Annotated in this window: 21 protein-coding genes and 1 other annotated feature; all 21 genes read right to left on the minus strand. The window is 39.8% G+C overall.

Going from position 1 to position 21,724, the window contains the following annotated elements; genetic code table 11:
* Positions 1–344 precede the first annotated feature (344 nt).
* Positions 345–1,535 (minus strand): elongation factor Tu, encoded by a 1,191-nt coding sequence (gene tuf / locus BLV40_RS23630; RefSeq protein ID WP_026593164.1) that lies wholly within the window; start codon positions 1,533–1,535, stop codon positions 345–347.
* 117 nt (positions 1,536–1,652) lie between these two features.
* Complete coding sequence (gene fusA / locus BLV40_RS23635) at positions 1,653–3,731, minus strand: elongation factor G (RefSeq protein WP_026593163.1); 2,079 nt, start codon at positions 3,729–3,731, stop codon at positions 1,653–1,655.
* Between the two features lie 207 nt (positions 3,732–3,938).
* Positions 3,939–4,409 carry a 30S ribosomal protein S7 gene (gene rpsG / locus BLV40_RS23640; protein WP_001137493.1) on the minus strand — a complete coding sequence of 157 codons (471 nt, stop codon included), beginning with the start codon at positions 4,407–4,409 and terminating at the stop codon, positions 3,939–3,941.
* Positions 4,410–4,438: 29 nt separating this feature from the next.
* Complete coding sequence (gene rpsL / locus BLV40_RS23645) at positions 4,439–4,861, minus strand: 30S ribosomal protein S12 (protein WP_001142341.1); 423 nt, start codon at positions 4,859–4,861, stop codon at positions 4,439–4,441.
* Positions 4,862–4,976: 115 nt separating this feature from the next.
* A complete protein-coding gene (locus BLV40_RS23650) occupies positions 4,977–5,225 on the minus strand; it encodes a ribosomal L7Ae/L30e/S12e/Gadd45 family protein (protein WP_026593162.1) in 249 nt (82 codons plus the stop codon).
* Between the two features lie 113 nt (positions 5,226–5,338).
* Positions 5,339–8,950, minus strand: a complete 3,612-nt coding sequence (rpoC, locus tag BLV40_RS23655) for a DNA-directed RNA polymerase subunit beta' (protein ID WP_026593161.1) — start codon at positions 8,948–8,950, stop codon at positions 5,339–5,341.
* Positions 8,951–8,987: 37 nt separating this feature from the next.
* Complete coding sequence (rpoB, locus tag BLV40_RS23660) at positions 8,988–12,521, minus strand: DNA-directed RNA polymerase subunit beta (RefSeq protein WP_026593160.1); 3,534 nt, start codon at positions 12,519–12,521, stop codon at positions 8,988–8,990.
* 290 nt (positions 12,522–12,811) lie between these two features.
* Positions 12,812–13,411, minus strand: coding sequence for a class I SAM-dependent methyltransferase (locus tag BLV40_RS23665; protein ID WP_090694438.1), 600 nt, complete (start codon positions 13,409–13,411; stop codon positions 12,812–12,814).
* Positions 13,412–13,486: 75 nt separating this feature from the next.
* Positions 13,487–13,846 carry a 50S ribosomal protein L7/L12 gene (gene rplL / locus BLV40_RS23670; RefSeq protein ID WP_006093113.1) on the minus strand — a complete coding sequence of 120 codons (360 nt, stop codon included), beginning with the start codon at positions 13,844–13,846 and terminating at the stop codon, positions 13,487–13,489.
* A 67-nt stretch (positions 13,847–13,913) separates the two neighbouring features.
* The gene (rplJ, locus tag BLV40_RS23675) at positions 13,914–14,414 is read right to left on the minus strand and encodes a 50S ribosomal protein L10 (protein ID WP_026593158.1); all 501 of its coding nucleotides are present in this window, start codon (positions 14,412–14,414) and stop codon (positions 13,914–13,916) included.
* A gap of 39 nt (positions 14,415–14,453) precedes the next feature.
* Positions 14,454–14,597, minus strand: a sequence feature (ribosomal protein L10 leader region).
* Between the two features lie 49 nt (positions 14,598–14,646).
* Positions 14,647–15,339 (minus strand): 50S ribosomal protein L1, encoded by a 693-nt coding sequence (gene rplA, locus BLV40_RS23680; protein WP_026593157.1) that lies wholly within the window; start codon positions 15,337–15,339, stop codon positions 14,647–14,649.
* A 182-nt stretch (positions 15,340–15,521) separates the two neighbouring features.
* Positions 15,522–15,947, minus strand: coding sequence for a 50S ribosomal protein L11 (gene rplK / locus BLV40_RS23685; RefSeq protein WP_001085872.1), 426 nt, complete (start codon positions 15,945–15,947; stop codon positions 15,522–15,524).
* A 167-nt stretch (positions 15,948–16,114) separates the two neighbouring features.
* On the minus strand, positions 16,115–16,648 hold the full coding sequence (gene nusG / locus BLV40_RS23690) for a transcription termination/antitermination protein NusG (RefSeq protein WP_000415795.1): 534 nt from the start codon (positions 16,646–16,648) through the stop codon (positions 16,115–16,117).
* 120 nt (positions 16,649–16,768) lie between these two features.
* A complete protein-coding gene (secE, locus tag BLV40_RS23695) occupies positions 16,769–16,948 on the minus strand; it encodes a preprotein translocase subunit SecE (protein ID WP_026593156.1) in 180 nt (59 codons plus the stop codon).
* Positions 16,949–16,980: 32 nt separating this feature from the next.
* Positions 16,981–17,127 (minus strand): 50S ribosomal protein L33, encoded by a 147-nt coding sequence (gene rpmG / locus BLV40_RS23700; protein WP_002055487.1) that lies wholly within the window; start codon positions 17,125–17,127, stop codon positions 16,981–16,983.
* A 129-nt stretch (positions 17,128–17,256) separates the two neighbouring features.
* Positions 17,257–17,916 (minus strand): RNA polymerase factor sigma-70, encoded by a 660-nt coding sequence (locus BLV40_RS23705; protein ID WP_003194323.1) that lies wholly within the window; start codon positions 17,914–17,916, stop codon positions 17,257–17,259.
* Between the two features lie 67 nt (positions 17,917–17,983).
* On the minus strand, positions 17,984–18,496 hold the full coding sequence (locus tag BLV40_RS23710) for an NYN domain-containing protein (protein WP_026593155.1): 513 nt from the start codon (positions 18,494–18,496) through the stop codon (positions 17,984–17,986).
* 2 nt (positions 18,497–18,498) lie between these two features.
* Entirely contained in the window at positions 18,499–19,242 is a 744-nt protein-coding gene (rlmB, locus tag BLV40_RS23715; protein WP_026593154.1) for a 23S rRNA (guanosine(2251)-2'-O)-methyltransferase RlmB, read from the minus strand.
* Positions 19,239–19,646, minus strand: a complete 408-nt coding sequence (locus tag BLV40_RS23720; protein ID WP_026593153.1) for a Mini-ribonuclease 3 — start codon at positions 19,644–19,646, stop codon at positions 19,239–19,241. Before BLV40_RS23720 ends, rlmB begins: the two co-directional genes overlap by 4 nt.
* A 2-nt stretch (positions 19,647–19,648) precedes the next feature.
* Positions 19,649–21,046, minus strand: a complete 1,398-nt coding sequence (gene cysS / locus BLV40_RS23725) for a cysteine--tRNA ligase (RefSeq protein WP_026593152.1) — start codon at positions 21,044–21,046, stop codon at positions 19,649–19,651.
* The gene (gene cysE, locus BLV40_RS23730) at positions 21,027–21,692 is read right to left on the minus strand and encodes a serine O-acetyltransferase (RefSeq protein ID WP_026593151.1); all 666 of its coding nucleotides are present in this window, start codon (positions 21,690–21,692) and stop codon (positions 21,027–21,029) included. The genes cysS and cysE overlap by 20 nt, the downstream gene beginning before the upstream one ends.
* Positions 21,693–21,724: the final 32 nt, after the last annotated feature.

Consider the following 21,724-nt stretch of genomic DNA (forward strand, 5'->3'; position numbering starts at 1 on the left):
CCTCACACCATGCCATGGCAAAGCGGCCGGGTGTGTCAGCAACCTTCCACTTCATCGCAGTCAAAGACCAACATTGTCTATTATACAATGTTATTCGTCTAGATGCAAGCATATTTTTGTTTGCATCTGCTTTTCTCTACTTTTGCTATTATACATGGCACTTTAAAGAATTTCAAGTTTTCATCTGCGGTAAATACTTTTACAGTTTTTGGATTCTTTATTTTCTAATTTATATACTATAGAAGAAACTCGTCAAAAACTAGAAAACACTCTTTCTTCTATTATAAATAATATAAAAAAACCCAAGGGAGAATCCCTCGGGTTTTTTCGAATCTATTTAAAGATTACTCAGCGATGATTGTAGCAACTACACCAGCACCTACAGTACGTCCGCCTTCACGGATAGAGAACTTAGTTCCCTCTTCAACTGCGATTGGAGCGATAAGTTCAACAGTCATTTCGATGTTGTCGCCAGGCATTACCATTTCAGTACCTTCTGGTAATTGGATGATTCCAGTTACGTCAGTTGTACGGAAGTAGAATTGTGGACGGTAGTTAGCGAAGAATGGAGTGTGACGTCCACCTTCTTCTTTAGATAAAACGTAAACTTCAGCTTTGAATTTAGCGTGAGCTTTTACAGAGCCAGTTTTAGCAAGAACTTGTCCACGTTGGATTTCTTCACGAGCAACCCCACGAAGTAGAGCACCGATGTTGTCACCAGCTTGAGCTTGGTCAAGAAGCTTACGGAACATTTCAACACCAGTTACAGTTGTAGAAGCGTTCTCTTCAGCAAGACCGATGATTTCTACCACGTCACCAACTTTAACTACTCCACGCTCTACACGACCAGTAGCAACTGTACCACGACCTGTGATAGAGAATACGTCCTCGATAGGCATTAAGAATGGTTTGTCAGTGTCACGTTCTGGAGTTGGGATGTAAGCATCAACTTCAGCCATTAACTCAACGATTTTAGCTTCCCACTCAGCTTCTCCTTCAAGAGCTTTAAGAGCAGAACCTTTAACTACAGGGATATCATCGCCTGGGAAGTCGTATTCAGATAATAGATCGCGAACTTCCATTTCTACTAATTCTAATAATTCTTCGTCGTCTACCATGTCGCATTTGTTTAAGAATACAACGATGTAAGGTACACCTACTTGACGAGAAAGAAGGATGTGCTCACGAGTTTGTGGCATTGGACCATCAGCAGCAGATACTACTAAGATACCGCCGTCCATTTGAGCAGCACCAGTGATCATGTTTTTAACATAGTCAGCGTGACCTGGGCAGTCAACGTGTGCATAGTGACGAGTTTCAGTTTCGTACTCAACGTGTGCAGTTGAGATTGTGATACCGCGCTCTCTTTCTTCTGGAGCAGCATCGATTTGATCGTATCCGCGTGCTTCAGCACCACCAGCTTTTGCAAGAACTGTAGTGATCGCAGCAGTTAATGTAGTTTTACCATGGTCAACGTGGCCGATTGTACCGATGTTAACATGGGGTTTAGAACGTTCGAATTTAGCTTTAGCCATTCTAAATTCCTCCTTAGTTTATATAGGTTATTTTATATTTAGACTAGAAAGTGAAACTTACGTCCCACTTTCTAAGCTTACATAAGTAGTTATACTTGAACAATCGATAAAAATCAATTATTCACCTTTATTTTTTTTGATAATTTCTTCTGAAACAGACTTTGGCACTTCTTCATAATGGTCAAATACCATTGAGAATGTTCCACGTCCTTGAGTGTTAGAACGTAATGACGTTGCATAACCGAACATTTCAGAAAGTGGAACCATAGCGCGAACAACTTGTGCGTTACCGCGAGCTTCCATACCTTCTACACGTCCACGACGAGATGTTACGTCACCCATGATGTCTCCCATGTACTCTTCAGGAATTACAACTTCAACTTTCATCATTGGCTCAAGAATTACTGGGCTACATTTAGAAACCGCAGCTTTAAGTGCCATAGATGCAGCGATTTTGAACGCCATCTCAGAGGAGTCAACATCATGGTAAGATCCGTCAACTAATGCAGCTTTAATGTCTACTAGTGGATATCCAGCAAGTACACCATTTTTAAGTGCATCTTCAAGACCTGCTCCTACAGCTGGGATGTATTCACGTGGAACAACACCACCGACGATCTTGTTTTCGAATTCGAATCCTTTACCTTCTTCGTTAGGTTCAAACTCAATCCAAACGTGACCGAATTGTCCACGACCACCAGATTGACGAGCGAACTTACCTTCAACTTTCGCAGCAGCGCGGAAAGTTTCACGGTATGCTACCTGAGGAGCACCAACGTTTGCTTCAACTTTGAATTCACGGCGCATACGGTCAACGATGATATCAAGGTGAAGTTCACCCATACCAGCGATGATTGTTTGGCCAGTTTCTTGGTCAGTGTGAGCACGGAATGTTGGATCTTCTTCAGAAAGCTTAGCTAATGCTGTACCCATTTTATCTTGGTCAGCTTTAGATTTTGGTTCGATAGCTACAGAGATAACTGGCTCTGGGAATTCCATAGACTCAAGGATAACAAGGCTCTTCTCGTCACAAAGAGTATCACCAGTAGTAGTATCTTTTAAACCTACAGCAGCAGCGATGTCACCAGCGTAAACTGTTGAGATCTCTTCACGGCTGTTAGCGTGCATTTGTAGGATACGACCTACACGCTCACGCTTACCTTTAGTTGAGTTTTTCACGTATGATCCAGAGTTTAACACACCAGAGTACACACGGAAGAACGTTAACTTACCAACATAAGGGTCAGTCATGATTTTGAATGCTAGAGCTGCGAATGGTTCTTCATCGCTAGACTTACGTTCTACTTCTTCATCTGTATCCGGAAGAATACCTTTAATAGCAGGTACATCTAATGGAGATGGTAAGTAGTCAATAACTGCGTCTAACAGAATTTGAACACCTTTGTTTTTGAATGCAGAACCACAGATTACTGGGAAGAATTCTACAGAAGTTGTAGCCTTACGGATACCAGCTTTAAGCTCTTCTACAGTGATTTCTTCACCTTCTAGGTACTTCATCATCATTTCTTCATCAAGCTCAGCTACCGCTTCAATAAGTCTTCCGCGGTATTCTTCAGCTAATTCTTTGTGCTCTTCAGGAATTTCAACACGTTGAATGTCTGTTCCTAAATCGTTACCGTACATGTAAGCACACTCTTCAACAAGGTCAATGATACCATTGAACTCGTCTTCAGCACCGATTGGTAACTGAATTGGATGTGCGTTTGCTTGTAAACGATCATGGATTGTTCCTACAGAGTATAAGAAATCAGCACCGATTTTATCCATTTTGTTAACGAATACGATACGAGGTACGCCGTAAGTAGTAGCCTGACGCCAAACAGTTTCTGTTTGTGGTTCTACACCAGATTGTGCATCAAGTACTGCTACTGCGCCATCAAGTACGCGTAAAGAACGTTCTACTTCTACTGTGAAGTCTACGTGTCCTGGAGTGTCAATGATGTTTACACGGTGACCTTTCCATTGAGCTGTAGTTGCAGCAGAAGTAATTGTGATACCACGCTCTTGCTCTTGCTCCATCCAGTCCATCTGAGATGCACCTTCGTGAGTTTCACCGATTTTATGAATACGACCTGTGTAGTACAGGATACGTTCAGTTGCTGTTGTTTTACCAGCATCGATGTGAGCCATGATACCAATATTACGAGTGTTTTCTAAAGAGAACTCTCTTCCCATTTGGTGTCTTGCTCCTTCCATATATGGATTGGATTTTTTATTTTAAGTAGCAAAAAAAGCCACTTTATTTTGTTACACATGTCAGTATGTCCAGTGCTCTCATTATGTAAAACGAGCGCCATTGAAAGGGAGAGGCATTCTCCCTCTCCACACTTCCATAAGCGACAAATAAAGCGGTCTATGCTTACATTTATTTTACGTTGAATCCTACCAACGGTAATGAGCAAATGCTTTGTTAGCTTCTGCCATTTTATGAGTGTCTTCACGTTTCTTAACAGATGCACCAGCGTTGTTAGCTGCATCTAAGATTTCGTTAGCAAGACGCTCTTCCATAGTTTTTTCACCACGAAGACGAGCGTAGTTTACTAACCAACGAAGACCTAAAGTTGTACGGCGTTCTGGACGAACCTCAACTGGAACTTGGTAGTTAGCACCACCAACACGACGAGCGCGTACTTCAAGAACAGGCATAATGTTCTTAAGAGCTTGCTCGAATACTTCCATTGGCTCTTTACCAGTACGTTCACTAACGATATCGAACGCATTATAAAGAATTGTTTGAGATTTACCTTTTTTACCGTCAACCATCATTTTGTTGATTAGGCGTGTTACTAGTTTAGAATTGTACATTGGATCTGGTAACACATCACGTTTCGCAACAGGTCCTTTACGAGGCATATTGAGTTCCTCCTTTCATTGTAAATTTATTATTTTTTAGCAGGTTTTGGTCTCTTAGTACCATATTTAGAACGTCCTTGCATACGTTTGTCAACACCAGCTGTGTCAAGCGCACCACGAACGATGTGGTAACGTACCCCCGGTAAATCCTTTACACGACCACCGCGAATTAATACTACGCTATGCTCTTGTAGGTTATGACCGATACCTGGGATGTAAGCAGTAACCTCGATACCGTTTGTTAAACGTACACGAGCGTATTTACGTAACGCTGAGTTCGGTTTCTTTGGAGTCATTGTACCAACACGAGTACATACACCACGTTTTTGAGGTGCAGAGATATCAGTTGATTTTTTCTTTAAAGAGTTGAAACCTTTGTTTAACGCAGGTGATTTAGATTTCCATACTTTATCAGTACGACCATTTCTCACTAATTGGTTAATAGTAGGCATTTGATTTATCCTCCCTTCGCATGTTTGTATGACCACATATCCAGGTGGTTCATTATTAGTTGAAAACAAAGTTTTTGCAAGGGAGAGCAAATGCTCTCTCCTCACAAAAACAGTTTTAACTTATTATTCCTATTGCTGAAGCTCCCACTTGAATCCCCGAAGCTTTACCAAGCTTACGAACCGATTCAACTTTGGTTATGGGCACGTTATGTTGCAGTGCAGTACGAGCGATAACATGGGTTAAACGCATGTCAGCATCTTCTGCAATAACAACTTCTTTAACTGTACCATTTTTAATTGCTTCCAATGTTCGTTTATGACCAACGATTACATTTTCCGCATTTGATACTTTTTGATAAGACATATACATATCCTCCAAAGCATCGTTCAGGAGCAACCTTGCTTATAGTAACATTTTGACTCATACAATGTCAACTAGGATTATCTGTTTTTATACAAAATTTACGACGGAAAATTTTACTGTTCCACGTAAACTTCATCGTTTTCTACATTCATGTCTTCTTGTGTTGTTTTAACAAGATCCACTTTACGATAACGATTCATACCAGTTCCAGCTGGAACAAGTTTACCGATAATAACATTCTCTTTCAATCCTAGAAGTTCATCGCGTTTGCCTTTAATTGCTGCATCTGTTAGAACGCGAGTTGTTTCTTGGAACGACGCTGCAGATAAGAATGAATCTGTTTCAAGTGATGCTTTTGTAATACCAAGAAGTACTGGTCGTGCTGTAGCTGGCTGTTTACCTTCTAACAACACTTTTGCATTCGCATCAGTAAACTGGTGGATATCCAGTAATGTTCCTGGTAATACATCTGTTTCACCCGCATCGATGACACGGACTTTACGAAGCATTTGGCGAACCATTACCTCTACGTGCTTGTCACCAATTTCTACCCCTTGCATACGGTATACTTTTTGAACTTCACGTAACAAGTATTCTTGAACTGCTGTAATGTCCGTTACTTTTAGTAATTCTTTCGGATCAATAGAACCTTCTGTTAACTCTTTTCCGTGACCAATTTGTTGTCCTAGGACTACTTTTAGACGAGCACCATAAGGAATTGCATATGTGCGAGCTTCAACCTCACCCTGTACAACTACCTCTTGACGATCTTTAACATCGTTAATCGCCGCGATAACACCGTCGATTTCACTGATAACTGCCTGACCTTTCGGATTACGAGCTTCGAAGATCTCTTGGATACGAGGTAAACCTTGTGTGATATCATCTCCGGCAACCCCACCTGTATGGAACGTACGCATCGTTAACTGTGTACCTGGCTCACCGATAGATTGAGCTGCGATAATACCTACCGCCTCTCCTACTTCTACGTCTGTACCAGTTGCTAAGTTACGACCGTAACACTTCTTACATACACCGTGGCGAGTATTACACGTAAACGCTGAACGAATGTTTACAGTTTCAACACCCGAATTTTCAACGATATGAGCGATATCTTCAGTAATTAATTGGTTTTCACCAACTAATACTTCACCTGTTTCAGGATGTTTTACAGTTTTTCTTGCAAAACGTCCAACAAGACGATCATATAGTGACTCAATAACTTCATTACCCTCTTTAATCGCACCGATTAATAAACCACGATCTGTTCCACAATCATCTTCACGAACGATTACATCTTGTGCAACGTCTACAAGACGACGTGTTAAGTAACCAGAATCGGCAGTTTTAAGTGCTGTATCGGCAAGACCTTTACGCGCACCATGCGTAGAGATGAAGTACTCAAGTACTGTTAAACCTTCACGGAAACTTGATTTGATCGGAAGCTCAATGATACGACCAGATGGATTGGCCATCAGACCACGCATACCAGCAAGCTGAGTAAAGTTCGATGCGTTACCACGGGCACCGGAATCACTCATCATGAAGATTGGGTTGCGTTTATTCAAGGATTTCATCAGCTTTCCTTGGATAACATCTTTCGCATTACTCCAAATAGAGATAACGCGATCGTAACGTTCTTCTTCCGTGATTAAACCGCGACGGAATTGTTTAATTACTTTATCTACTTTTGCTTGTGCTTCGTGGAGAATTTCATCTTTTTCGCCTAATACAAGAATGTCTGATACCCCAACTGTAATACCAGCTTTTGTAGAGTATTTAAATCCTAAGTTTTTCATACGGTCAAGCATACGAGATGTTTCCGTAATGTGGAAACGTTTGAACACTTCCGCAATAATATTACCAAGGATTTTCTTACTAAATGGCGCCACTTCTTCGCGACTAGCAATAATCTCTTTAATGTTCGCACCTTTTTCAACGAAATACTCCGCTGGAGTTTCTTTTTCAAGGTTTGAGTTTGTTGGTTCATTAATATAAGGGAACGACTCTGGTAAGATTTCGTTAAATATTAATTTACCAACTGTTGTTAATAGAAGCTTACCTTTTTGCTCTTCAGTAAATGTTACGTTATTTACTGAACTTGCAGCAACCGCAACACGTGTGTGCAGATGTACATATCCATTTTGGTATGCAAGTATTGCTTCGTTTGCATCTTTGAAGACCATACCTTCACCGATTGCACCCTCACGCTCAAGTGTTAAGTAGTAGTTACCTAATACCATATCCTGAGATGGAGTAACAACTGGTTTTCCGTCTTTTGGATTCAAGATGTTTTGTGCCGCTAACATAAGAAGACGAGCTTCCGCTTGTGCTTCTGATGATAACGGAACGTGAACCGCCATTTGGTCACCGTCAAAGTCCGCGTTGTATGCAGTACATACAAGTGGGTGAAGACGGATTGCGCGACCTTCTACTAGTGTAGGTTCAAACGCCTGGATACCAAGACGGTGAAGTGTTGGTGCGCGGTTTAGAAGTACTGGATGCTCTTTGATCACAGATTCTAAAACGTCCCAAACTTCAGGTTGTACACGCTCGATTTTACGTTTAGCACTCTTAATGTTGTGTGCTAATCCTTTTTCCACTAAATCTTTCATAACGAAAGGTTTGAACAATTCAAGTGCCATCTCTTTCGGTAATCCACATTGATACATTTTTAAGTTCGGTCCTACAACGATAACGGAACGACCAGAGTAATCAACGCGTTTACCTAATAAGTTTTGACGGAAACGTCCTTGTTTACCTTTTAGCATGTGAGATAGTGATTTTAATGGACGGTTACCCGGACCAGTAACTGGACGGCCACGACGACCATTATCGATTAATGCGTCTACAGCTTCTTGTAACATACGTTTTTCGTTTTGAACGATGATGCTTGGTGCACCTAAGTCCAATAGACGTTTTAAACGGTTGTTACGGTTAATTACACGACGGTATAAGTCATTTAAGTCAGAAGTTGCAAAACGTCCACCATCTAACTGTACCATTGGGCGTAGTTCTGGTGGGATAACCGGCAGAACATCTAAGATCATCCAAGAAGGTTCATTGCCAGAGTTACGGAATGCTTCTAATACTTCTAGACGTTTAATAGCACGAGTACGACGTTGTCCTTGTGCTGTTTTTAATTCTTCTTTTAAGAAGTCTACTTCTTTATCCAAATCGATGTCTTGTAATAGCTTCTTAATCGCTTCTGCACCCATAGCAGCTTGGAATGTGCTGCCATATCGATCACGATATGCACGGTATTCTTTTTCAGAAAGCAATTGCTTCTTATCAAGTGGTGTATCTCCACTTTCTGTTACAACATAAGAAGCGAAATAAATTACTTCTTCAAGCGCGCGAGGGGACATGTCTAAGACAAGTCCCATGCGGCTCGGGATACCTTTGAAATACCAAATATGAGATACAGGAGCAGCCAATTCAATATGACCCATACGTTCACGACGTACTTTCGCACGCGTTACTTCAACGCCACATCGATCACAAACTACACCTTTATAACGTACACGCTTATATTTTCCGCAATGACATTCCCAGTCCTTTTGTGGTCCGAAAATACGCTCACAGAACAAGCCGTCTTTTTCTGGCTTTAACGTACGATAGTTAATTGTTTCTGGTTTCTTAACTTCACCGTATGACCAAGAACGAATCTTGTCAGGTGAAGCAAGTCCAATCTTCATATATTCAAAGTTATTTACATCTATCAAGGGGCCTACCTCCCTTTTAGTCTACAGGTTATCCCAATTATTCCTTAGTTGTCTCAACTTCAATATTCAATTTGTCTGCTGATTGATGATCATCATCATCTTCCGTATCACGCATTTCAATTTCTGTATCGTCGCTAGACATCATTTTAACGTCCATACCTAAACTTTGCAGTTCTTTAATCAATACTTTGAATGATTCTGGAACGCCTGGTTCTGGAACATTTTCACCTTTAACAATTGCTTCATATGTCTTAACGCGGCCGACAACATCATCAGACTTCACTGTTAAGATTTCTTGAAGAGTATAAGCAGCACCGTAAGCTTCAAGTGCCCAAACCTCCATCTCACCGAAACGCTGTCCACCGAACTGAGCTTTACCTCCAAGAGGTTGCTGCGTTACAAGTGAGTATGGTCCAGTAGAACGAGCATGAAGTTTATCGTCAACCATGTGCGCAAGTTTGATCATATACATGACACCAACAGATACGCGGTTGTCGAATGGTTCACCAGTACGTCCGTCATACAGGATTGTTTTCGCGTCATTTGCCATACCAGCTTCTTCGATTGTACCCCATACATCTTCCTCACGAGCACCATCGAATACTGGTGTTGCAACGTGGATACCAAGGTATCTTGCTGCCATACCAAGATGAAGCTCTAATACCTGACCGATATTCATACGAGATGGTACCCCTAATGGGTTCAACATGATATCGATTGGTGTACCGTCTGGTAAATATGGCATATCTTCTTCCGGTAAAATACGGGAGATAACACCTTTGTTACCGTGACGGCCGGCCATCTTGTCACCTTCAGAAATCTTACGTTTTTGAACGATATATGCACGTACAAGTTGGTTTACACCTGGTGGCAATTCATCGCCATCTTCACGGTTAAATACTTTTACGTCTAAGATAATACCGCCACCACCGTGTGGTACACGAAGTGATGTATCACGTACTTCACGTGCTTTCTCACCGAAGATTGCATGTAATAAACGTTCCTCTGCTGTTAATTCTGTTACACCTTTTGGTGTTACTTTACCAACAAGTAGATCTCCGTCTTTTACTTCAGCACCGATGCGAATAATACCACGTTCGTCAAGGTTGCGAAGCGCATCTTCCCCAACGTTCGGGATATCACGTGTAATTTCTTCTGGTCCAAGCTTCGTATCACGAGCTTCTGATTCATATTCTTCAATATGGATCGAAGTGTACACATCGTCTTTTACAAGGCGCTCACTCATAATGATCGCATCCTCGTAGTTATAACCGTCCCATGTCATGAAGCCAACAAGCACGTTACGTCCAAGTGCTAGTTCACCTTTTTCCATAGAAGGACCATCCGCAAGGATTTCACCTTTTACAACTTGATCGCCAACACTTACGATTGGACGTTGGTTATAGCAAGTTCCTTGGTTAGAACGAATGAATTTCAACATTTTGTAGCGATCTAAGTCGCCTTTTACTTTTTGACCGTCAACTTCTACATAACGGCGTACCCAAACTTCACGTGCTTCTACGCGTTCAACAACACCTGGGTGTTTACAGATTACTGCAGCACCTGAGTCTTTTGCTGATACGTACTCCATACCTGTACCTACAATCGGAGATTCCGGATTCATTAACGGAACCGCCTGACGTTGCATGTTCGCACCCATAAGTGCACGGTTGGAGTCATCGTTTTCTAAGAACGGAATACAAGCTGTCGCTGCCGACACTACTTGTTTTGGAGATACATCCATGTAGTCGATGCGTTCTCTATTTGTGACAATGTTTTCACCACGGAAACGAGCTACGATATCTTCATCAAGGAATTCCCCTTCTTCAGATAATTTCATATTCGCTTGGGCTACAACATAGTTATCTTCTTCGTCTGCTGTTAAGTAATCAACATGACCCGTTACACGACCAGTTTCCGGATCAACACGACGGTATGGAGTTTCAATGAAACCAAACTCATTTACTTTCGCGAATGAAGATAATGAGTTGATCAAACCGATGTTTGGTCCCTCTGGTGTTTCAATTGGACACATACGACCATAGTGAGAGTAGTGAACGTCACGTACTTCAAAGCCTGCACGCTCACGTGTTAAACCACCAGGTCCTAATGCTGATAGTCTTCGTTTGTGCGTTAACTCTGCTAATGGGTTTGTTTGGTCCATGAACTGAGATAACTGAGAACTTCCGAAGAACTCTTTAATAGATGCAATAACTGGACGAATGTTAATTAACGCCTGCGGTGTAATTGCATTTGTATCTTGAATCGACATTCTCTCACGAACAACACGTTCCATACGAGAAAGACCGATACGGAATTGGTTTTGTAATAACTCCCCTACAGAACGCAGACGACGATTTCCTAAATGGTCAATATCATCTGTATCTCCTACTTTGTATAGTAGGTTAAAGAAGTAGCTAATAGAAGCAAGGATATCACCTGGTGTGATATGTTTTACGTCACGAGTGATATTTGCATTCCCAATTACGTTGATAGAACGTTCACCATCTGACTCTGGAGCATAAATCTTAATAGATTGCAGCTCAACATCGCCTTCTACCACTCCACCCATTGGTTTCGCTGTTTTGAATCCAATGTTTTTCTCTAAGTAAGGTAAAATGCGATCTAATGTACGACGATCTAAGATTGTTCCTTCAGCCGCTAAAATTTCACCAGTTTCTGGATCCACTAATGTTTCAGCTAAACGTTGGTTAAACAATCTATTTTTAATGTGTAACTTTTTGTTGATCTTGTAGCGGCCTACATTTGCTAAATCGTAGCGCTTTGGATCAAAGAAGCGAGAAACAAGCAAGCTTTTCGCATTTTCTACTGTCGGTGGTTCACCTGGACGTAGACGCTCATAAATTTCAAGCAATGCTTTTTCTGTGCTATCTGTGTTGTCTTTTTCTAGCGTATTGCTTAAGTATTCGTTATCACCTAAAAGCTCGGTGATTTCTTGATCAGAGCCAAACCCTAATGCGCGTAACAAAACAGTTACAGGAAGTTTACGCGTACGGTCAATACGTACATATACAACATCCTTAGCATCTGTTTCATACTCTAACCAAGCTCCGCGGTTTGGAATTACAGTAGCAGTAAAACCACGTTTTCCGTTTTTATCCACTTTGCCACTATAGTATACGCTTGGAGAGCGAACTAACTGGGAAACGATAACACGTTCTGCACCGTTAATTACGAATGTTCCTGTCTCTGTCATGAGTGGGAAATCTCCCATGAACACATCCTGTTCTTTTACTTCACCAGTTTCCTTATTGATTAGACGAACTTTCACACGAAGTGGTGCTGCATACGTCACATCACGCTCTTTACACTCTTCTACAGAGTATTTAGGTTCACCTAAGCTGTAGTCGATAAATTCAAGCGATAGATTTCCCGTAAAGTCTTCAATCGGAGAAATGTCTTGGAACATTTCTCGCAAACCCTCATCAAGAAACCACTGATAAGAAGAGGTTTGAATTTCGATAAGATTTGGTAACTCTAATACTTCACTAATACGGGCATAACTTCTTCGTTGGCGGTGGCGTCCGTATTGAACTAGTTGACCTGTCAACTGCTTCACCCCTCAAATCATGAGTATTATAAATGCACAAAAAAATTTGTGCAAAATCACAAATAAATACAGCTAACGCCATTAGCGTAGCTTTTTCTCTCAAAGATAGATACGTTGAGTCTTTCTACCTGCTCAAAAAAGAAAAATGGCTTCTATAAGAAAACCATCATTCTGTTTCATAATCTGCTGATTTTACTATCTTTTCCAAGAGAAACAAAAATATACATTTTTCTCAACGCAGAAAATCATATATTGGCATTGTATAATGTTAACATAGCCAAAAATAACCGTCAACGTTTTTTTGATTTTATGATATAATATCCTTTTTTCTTTTCTACAACCTCAACTTCAGAAAATGATTCTTCTAGTTTTTTTAGCGCAGATGGTGCTCCTTGTTTCTTTTGAATAACAATCCAAAGCTCCCCACCTGGCACTAGATGATCCACAGCTTTTTCTAAAATTTCATGCACGATATGCTTACCAGCACGAATCGGAGGATTAGATAGAATAGCAGCATACTGTCCGTTCACATTTTCATAGACGCTACTTTGGAAAATATGAACATTTTCAATTTTGTTATTAGCGGCGTTTTCTTCCGCAAGCCCAAGCGCCCTTTCATTCACATCCACCATATGAACGTTACGACCTTGCCACTCTTTCGCTAATGATAAACCGATTGGACCGTATCCACACCCAACATCCAACACATCACCTTGAACATCTGGCATTTGAAACGCTTCAATTAAAAGACGAGAACCAAAGTCTACCTCGTTTTTCGAAAACACCCCATGGTCAGATAAAAAAACAAATCGAGATCCTCGCAATGTATATTCCCATCGTTTACGATCACTTTTGCTCGAAGGGTCGTTAGAAAAATAATGGTCTGCCATATGGCCACCTCTTTTCTTTACAGTTAAAAAAAAAGCCCGCATAAGAGCGAGCTTTTTTTAAGCTTCAAAAGTTAATTACTTAACTTCTACAGCAGCGCCAACTTCTTCAAGTTTAGCTTTCATTTCTTCAGCTTCTTCTTTAGAAGCGCCTTCTTTGATTGCTTTTGGAGTGTTGTCAACTAATTCTTTAGCTTCTTTTAAGCCAAGACCAGTGATTTCACGAACAACTTTGATAACTTTGATTTTTTGAGCTCCAGCACTTTCAAGTACTACGTCAAATTCAGTTTTCTCAGCAGCAGCTTCACCAGCGCCACCAACAACAGCTACAGGAGCAGCAGCAGTTACGCCGAATTCTTCCTCGATAGCTTTTACTAAGTCGTTAAGTTCTAATACAGTCATAGATTTAACTGCTTCAATGATTTGTTCTTTAGTCATTGTAAATATCCTCCCTTAAATAGGTTTGTATTGTTTTATCGATAACACGTAATTATCTTTTAAAAAATTAAGCGCCTTGCTCTTCCTTTTGATCTGCAACTGCTTTAGTAGCAAGTGCAAGGTTACGGATTGGAGCTTGAAGAACGCTAAGAAGCATAGAAAGTAAGCCTTCACGTGATGGAAGAGTAGCGATAGCTTTAACCTCATCAAGTGATACAAGTTTACCTTCGATTACGCCCGCTTTAATTTCTAAAGCTTCATGATCTTTAGCGAAGTCGTTTAATACTTTTGCAGGAGCAACTACATCCTCGTTACTGAACGCGATTGCGTTTGGTCCTGTTAAGAATTCGTTTAACTCAGCCATTTCAACAGATTCTGCAGCACGACGAGTTAAAGAGTTTTTGTAAACTTTGAACTCAACGCCAGCTTCACGTAAGTTTTTACGTAATTCAGTTGCTTCAGCTACTGTTAAACCACGGTAGTCAACAACGATTGTAGATTTACTTTCGCGAAGTTTATCAGCGATTTCAGTTACAACTTGTTGTTTAGTTTCGATTGCTTTGCTCATGTTATTACACCTCCTGTAGATTATATAGAAGATGTACCGAAAGTGCACTAAAAACCTCCATGCCCAGTTGTAGACATGGAGGCATATAGTCACAGAAAAAAATTCCGTTTCGTATATTAACACCTAGGTAGGAAATTAAGCCAAATTGGCACCTACTGTCTACGGTACACTATTTAAATTCACAACATAAATGATTATATTAAAACTTCTTTATGAAGTCAACTTCCAATTTTTACGCGATTGTAGAAACGTCTACACGTACGCCAGGTCCCATTGTAGAAGCAACAGTTGCATTCTTCATGTAAGTACCTTTTGCAGCAGCTGGTTTAGCTTTTACTAGCGTATCAGCAATTGTTTTGAAGTTTTCTACTAATTTAGCATCTTCGAAAGATACTTTACCGATTGGAACGTGGATGTTACCAGCTTTATCAACGCGGTATTCAACTTTACCAGCTTTGATTTCGTTAACAGCTTTAGTTACATCGAAAGTAACTGTTCCAGTTTTAGGGTTTGGCATTAAACCTTTAGGTCCTAATACGCGACCAAGTTTACCAACTTCACCCATCATGTCAGGAGTTGCTACTACTACATCGAAATCGAACCAACCTTGTTGGATTTTACCGATGTAATCAGTATCGCCTACGAAGTCAGCGCCAGCAGCTTCAGCTTCTTTTGCTTTTTCGCCTTTAGCGAATACTAATACACGTTGTACTTTACCAGTACCGTGTGGAAGAACAACTGCGCCACGGATTTGTTGGTCAGCTTTCTTAGGGTCAACACCTAAACGGAATGCAGCTTCTACAGTTGCATCAAATTTAGCTGTGTTTGTTTTCTTTACTAATTCTACTGCTTCTGTTGCAGAGTAAGCAGTTGCACGATCAACAAGCTTTGCAGCTTCTACGTACTTTTTACCTCTTTTAGCCATGTTTATTTCCTCCTTGAATGTGGTTTTAGCGGAATAACCTCCCACGTTTACGCCTTCGTTTCGGGAATCCCCTGAGGATGTGCGCCCATCCATTTATTTAAAAACGATACTCATTTACGATAATAAAGGTTGCGAATTGGAATTCCAGACCCGCAACCTTTTTTACAAAAAAACAAATCGAATTAGTCTTCGATAACGATACCCATACTGCGTGCAGTACCTTCAACCATACGCATTGCAGCTTCTACGCTAGCAGCGTTTAAGTCAGGCATTTTAGTTTCAGCGATTTCGCGTACTTTATCACGCTTAACAGTTGCCACTTTATTACGGTTTGGTTCACCAGAACCAGACTCAATACCAGCTACTTTCTTAAGAAGAACAGCAGCAGGAGGAGTTTTAGTAATGAAAGTGAATGAACGGTCTTCGAATACCGTAATTTCAACAGGAATGATAAGACCAGCTTGATCTGCTGTACGAGCGTTGAACTCTTTACAGAAGCCCATGATGTTAACACCCGCTTGTCCTAATGCTGGACCAACTGGTGGAGCTGGGTTAGCTTTACCTGCAGGAATTTGAAGTTTTACCATTTTAATTACCTTTTTAGCCACGAGACACACCTCCTTAAGTCCGTGATGTGGTCAATTGGGCAGTGATTTGCCCTCCCACTTCTATTTTATCTGTAACGATAAAATCTTTTCAAAAAACGTCTCCGTTACCGAAGACGTACTGACTTAAAAGATATTATCACTTTTTACAGTTCATTTCAAGTTTCATTTTATAATTTTTCAATTTGATGGAAATCGAGCTCGACCGGTGTTTCACGACCAAACATATCTACAAGCACTCTTACTTTTTGTTTTTCCATATCAATCTCTTCGATTGCACCTGTATAATTCGCGAATGGTCCTTCATTAACCCGTACTGTTTCATGAAGTTCAAAGTCGAAATCAACCACTTCATTGTCCATTCCCATATGCTTCATAATGGTAACAACTTCCTCTTCTAACAAAGGAGATGGTTTTGAACCTGATCCAGAAGATCCAACAAAACCTGTTACACCTGGCGTATTACGAACAACATACCAAGAATCATCAGTCATAATTAGTTCAACTAATACATAACCCGGGAATACTTTTCGTTTTGTTAATTTTTCTTTTCCGTTTTTCATTTCTACTTCTACTTCTTCCGGAACAACAACACGGAAAATTTTATCCTGCATTCCCATTGATTCTACACGTTTTTCTAGGTTTGCTTTTACTTTATTTTCATATCCAGAATAAGTATGGACAACATACCAACTTTTTTCCATTCATTTAGGACGAGCGTCCTTCCCTCCCTGACGTACATTTTTTTGCGCAAATGAAAAAACCCGTTCATCGGGCTTTTACACAGTTCGTATAAATAACATTATATCATGGATAAGTGCTTCTTATTCAAGAATTAACCGAATTAAAGAAGAAATACCCATGTCAACTACTGCGAAGAAAACTGCAAAAAAGACAACTGTCGCAATAACAGTAGCTGTTGAACGGAGTAATTCATCTTTCTTAGGCCAACTTACTTTTTTCATTTCGCGACCTACATCGCCGAAAAAGTTCGTCAAACGCATTTACGGGACCTCCAGTTTATTATTTCGATTATTTATTTTGTTTCCTTATGAACTGTATGCATATTGCATGTTTTACAAAATTTCTTTATCTCAAGCCGCTCTACTGAGCTCGTATCTTTCATTGTAGAGTAGTTTCGGTTCTTACACTCTTCACATGAGAGTACAACTTTTTTCCTCATTTGTTACACCAACCTTGTAACATTATGTCCCTAAAAATGTATCATACAATAAAAGACAATGTCAATGACATGCCGCTTACTACCTCACAAAAAGAAAGCAGGAGAATGATTTTACTCCTGCAACATACACTACGAATTTAGAGTTGTATTTTCTCTCATCTCCATATATCGTTCAAGCTTTCTTTTCACGCGCTGTAGAGCATTATCAATAGACTTTACATGCCTATTTAACTGCTCTGAAATTTCCTGATAAGAACGACCATCTAGGTATAAAGAAAGAACTTTTCTTTCTAAATCGCTTAATAATTCAGATATTTTTAGTTCTATGTCGGTATATTCTTCCTGACTAATAATCATCTCTTCAGGATCAGTCACCTTTGCTTCTGAAATAACATCTAATAGCGTACGATCAGATTCCTCATCGTAAATCGGTTTATCCAAAGAAACATACGAATTTAAAGGAATATGCTTTTGTCTCGTTGCTGTCTTAATAGCAGTAATAATTTGACGAGTAATACATAATTCAGCAAATGCTTTAAAAGAAGATAGCTTGTCCTCTTTGTAATCACGAATAGCTTTAAATAAACCGATCATACCTTCTTGAACAATATCTTCCCGATCGGCACCTACTAAAAAATAAGATCTTGATTTTGCACGAACAAAGTTCTTGTACTTGTGAATTAAATACTCAAGAGCATCAATATTACCTTTTCGAACTAACTCAACTATTGCCTCATCCTCTAAATCGCGAAACGTAACGTTGTTGGTACTTACGAAGCCTGTTTCCACTCTGATCCCTCCGACCGCTATTTATTTAGAAATATTATACAGTAAGCGTTTGAAGAGCGTCAATGCTTCAACGCTCTCCTCGCCTTAATTTTTCTAACTTTTCTGTAATATCCTTACTAAATATCGTTCGCATAGCTGGTTGTTTCTCTTTTACCTTTTGCGTTTGATGGCGCACTTGTTGTTCCATCATCTTTACTTCTAACTCCAGCTCACGCGCTGATTTCCGCAGTGCACCTTGTCCAAAAATAACCCACTGCTCTGTATAATCAGAAGTCGCAACATAAATTTGTGTATTAATATTGCGAAGTTCAATCGCAAGCTGTTCGATTTTTTCATCCGCGGTTTGATTTTTTCTTGTGAAAATGACTTCAACACGTGATTGCTTCATCTTCTTCTCAATACCTTGAACCGTATAAGCATCAAATACGATCATCACTCTTGTTCCTGTATACCCCTGATAGTCTGCCATCTTATCGATAAGCGCGTCTCTTGATGCTTGCAAATCTACATCCCGTAATTGTTTTAAATCTCCCCAAGCCCCAATAATGTTGTATCCATCGACGATTAAAATCTCGTTCATTTTTACTCACCAATCTGGTGACGTTTGCGATATACCTCGTACATTAACAGACTAGCAGCTACTGAAGCATTTAAGGATGTAACTTTACCAACCATCGGCAAGTTGATTAAGAAATCACATTTCTCACCAATAATACGGCTCATCCCTTTTCCTTCACTACCAATTACCAATCCAATCGGCATATTACCATCTAAATTACGATAATCCGTTTTCCCTCTTGCATCTGTACCCGCAATCCAAAGACCGCGCTCTTTTAAATCATCAATTGTTCGAGATAAGTTTGTCACGCGAGCAACAGGAATATATTCAATTGCTCCTGTTGAAGCTTTCGCAACTGATGCTGTAAGCCCAACAGCTCTTCTTTTCGGAATAATAATGCCGTGAGCACCTGTTGCATCTGCCGTACGCATAATAGAACCTAAATTATGCGGATCTTCAATTTCATCTAGGATTAAGAAGAACGGATCTTCATTACGCTTAGCAGCTGCTTCAAATAAATCCTCTAATTCTGCATATTGATATGCCGCTACTTGTGCAATTACTCCCTGATGATTCCCTTCAACAAGTTGGTCTAACTTTTTCTTTGGTGCATGTTGCAAAATAATTTTATTTTCTTTCGCTAATGCTAATACAATTTGCACTTGTCCTTTAGCTGCACCTTCTGCAATCCAAATCTTATTAATATCTCTTCCTGATCGTAACGCTTCAATTACAGGGTTACGTCCGATAATATATTCACTACTCATATTGATGCGCCCCCTTCCTTCGCTTCTAAAACATCAATTGCTTTATATACAAGTTCTTCTAATCTTTCGCTATTGTTCAATAAGTAATGGTATCCAAGCAATGCCTCAAAAGCAGTGCTATAGCGATATGTTTGCACATCTGTATTTTTAGGAACAGAACCCGAATTTGCATTACGTCCTCTTCTTAAGACCGCTTCTTCTTCATCTGTCAAAAATGCTGTTTCTAGTAAATGATAAACAACTTTCGCTTGTGCTTTCGCCGAAACAAAGCTTGTCCCTAAACGATGTAATTGGTTAGGACGAACCGTTCCTTTTTGAAGGAGGTGATAGCGGATATATTGTTCATATACCGCATCACCCATATATGCTAACGCTAAGCTGTTTAATTGCTTTGCATCAATCATGTTTATCCTCTTTTCCATCTTGTACCTTGAGCGGTATCTTCTAAAATAATATTACGCTCTTTTAAATCATCACGAATTTGATCAGACAGTGCAAAATCGCGGTTTTGACGAGCCTCAATACGTTTTTGAATTAATGCTTCAATCTCTTCATCAAGCAATTCTTCTTTTGTTAACTCTAATCCTAAAATACCAAATAACGTTTCGAACTGTTTTACATACGCCTCAATTACAGCTTTTGATGTATGTTCTTCCAATAGATATTGATTTGCATGATTTGCTAAATTATACAATTCAGTTATTGCATTTGCTGTATTAAAATCATCGTTCATTGCTTCTTCAAACGTTAACTGGAATTTCTCTATTTCAACTAACCATTTTTCATTATGGTCTGTTAAATCTGTGCTACTTTCCATACGGTGCTTTAAGTTACCATATGCTGTTTTAATTCGCTCTAATCCATTATTTGTACTGTGTAATAACTCTTCACTAAAGTTGATTGGATGACGATAATGTACAGATAGCATAAAGAAACGAATTAACTGCGGGTCGTATTGCTTAATAATGTCATGAACTAAAATGAAGTTCCCTAATGATTTAGACATTTTTTCATTGTTAATATTAATATATCCATTATGCATCCAGTAACGTGCAAATGTTTTTCCCGTCAACGCTTCTGATTGTGCAATCTCATTTTCATGGTGTGGGAACGCTAAATCTTGACCACCAGCATGAATATCGATTGTATCACCTAAATATTTTCTTGCCATCGCAGAGCATTCAATGTGCCATCCCGGACGACCTTTCCCCCAAGGGCTCTCCCAGAAGATTTCTCCTTCTTTCGCAGCTTTCCATAATGCAAAGTCAAGTGGATCTTGTTTCTTTTCTCCAACTTCAATACGTGCACCATGACGTAAATCTGCAATTGGTTGATGAGACAATTTGCCGTAACCTTCAAATTCTTTCGTTTTGTAATAAACATCGCCTTCAGATTCATATGCATATCCTTTTTTCACAAGTTCCTCAATAAATTCAATAATGATATCCATATTTTCTGTTACACGAGGATGAACCGTAGCGTGTTTGCAACCTAATGCAGTTACATCTTCAAAGTACGCTTCAACAAAGCGATCTGCAATTGTTGGAACGTCCTCTCCTAGTTCATTTGCTGCTTTAATTAATTTATCATCTACATCTGTAAAGTTAGAAACATATTGTACATCATACCCTTTGTACTCTAAGTAGCGGCGCACTGTATCAAATACCATAGGTGGTCTTGCATTTCCAATATGAATATAGTTGTATACTGTCGGTCCGCATACATACATCTTCACTTTATTTTCTTCTAAAGGAACAAACTCTTCTTTCTCACGCGTTAACGTATTATAAATGTGAATAGTCATTTTCATCCTTCCTTTCCACTTTCACTTCAAGTTGCTTTTTTAATTTCTCGAGTTCAGCTTCCATTACTTTCAATTTATCGAAAATCGGATCCGGAAGATCTGAATGATTTAATTCCTGGCCTATCTTTACTCCATTCTGAATTACGACACGACCAGGTATACCTACAACTGTCGAATGTGCAGGAACTTCTTTCAACACAACAGACCCTGCACCAATTTTAGAATTCTCTCCAACTGTAATAGATCCGAGTACTTTTGCACCAGTTGCAATCAGTACATTATCTTGAATTGTTGGATGCCTTTTTCCTTTTTCTTTCCCTGTACCCCCTAATGTAACTCCTTGATAAATTGTTACATTGTCTCCAATTTCACATGTCTCCCCAATGACAACTCCCATACCGTGATCAATGAAAAAGCGGCGACCAATTGTGGCTCCTGGATGAATCTCAATCCCAGTAAAAAAACGACTAACTTGTGAAATCCAACGTGCAAGGAAGAAAAAATTCCGCTTATAAAAAGCATGTGCAATTCGGTGTGCCCAAACTGCATGTAATCCAGAGTAAGTTAAAATGACTTCGAAATAACTTCGTGCCGCTGGATCTTGTTCAAAAACGACTTCAATATCTTCTCGAAGCCTCTTAAACATCGATGTCCCCTCCCCTTTATGGGCTACTTTTC

Source organism: Bacillus sp. 166amftsu, assembly GCF_900107445.1.
GTDB classification, from domain to species: domain Bacteria; phylum Bacillota; class Bacilli; order Bacillales; family Bacillaceae_G; genus Bacillus_A; species Bacillus_A arachidis.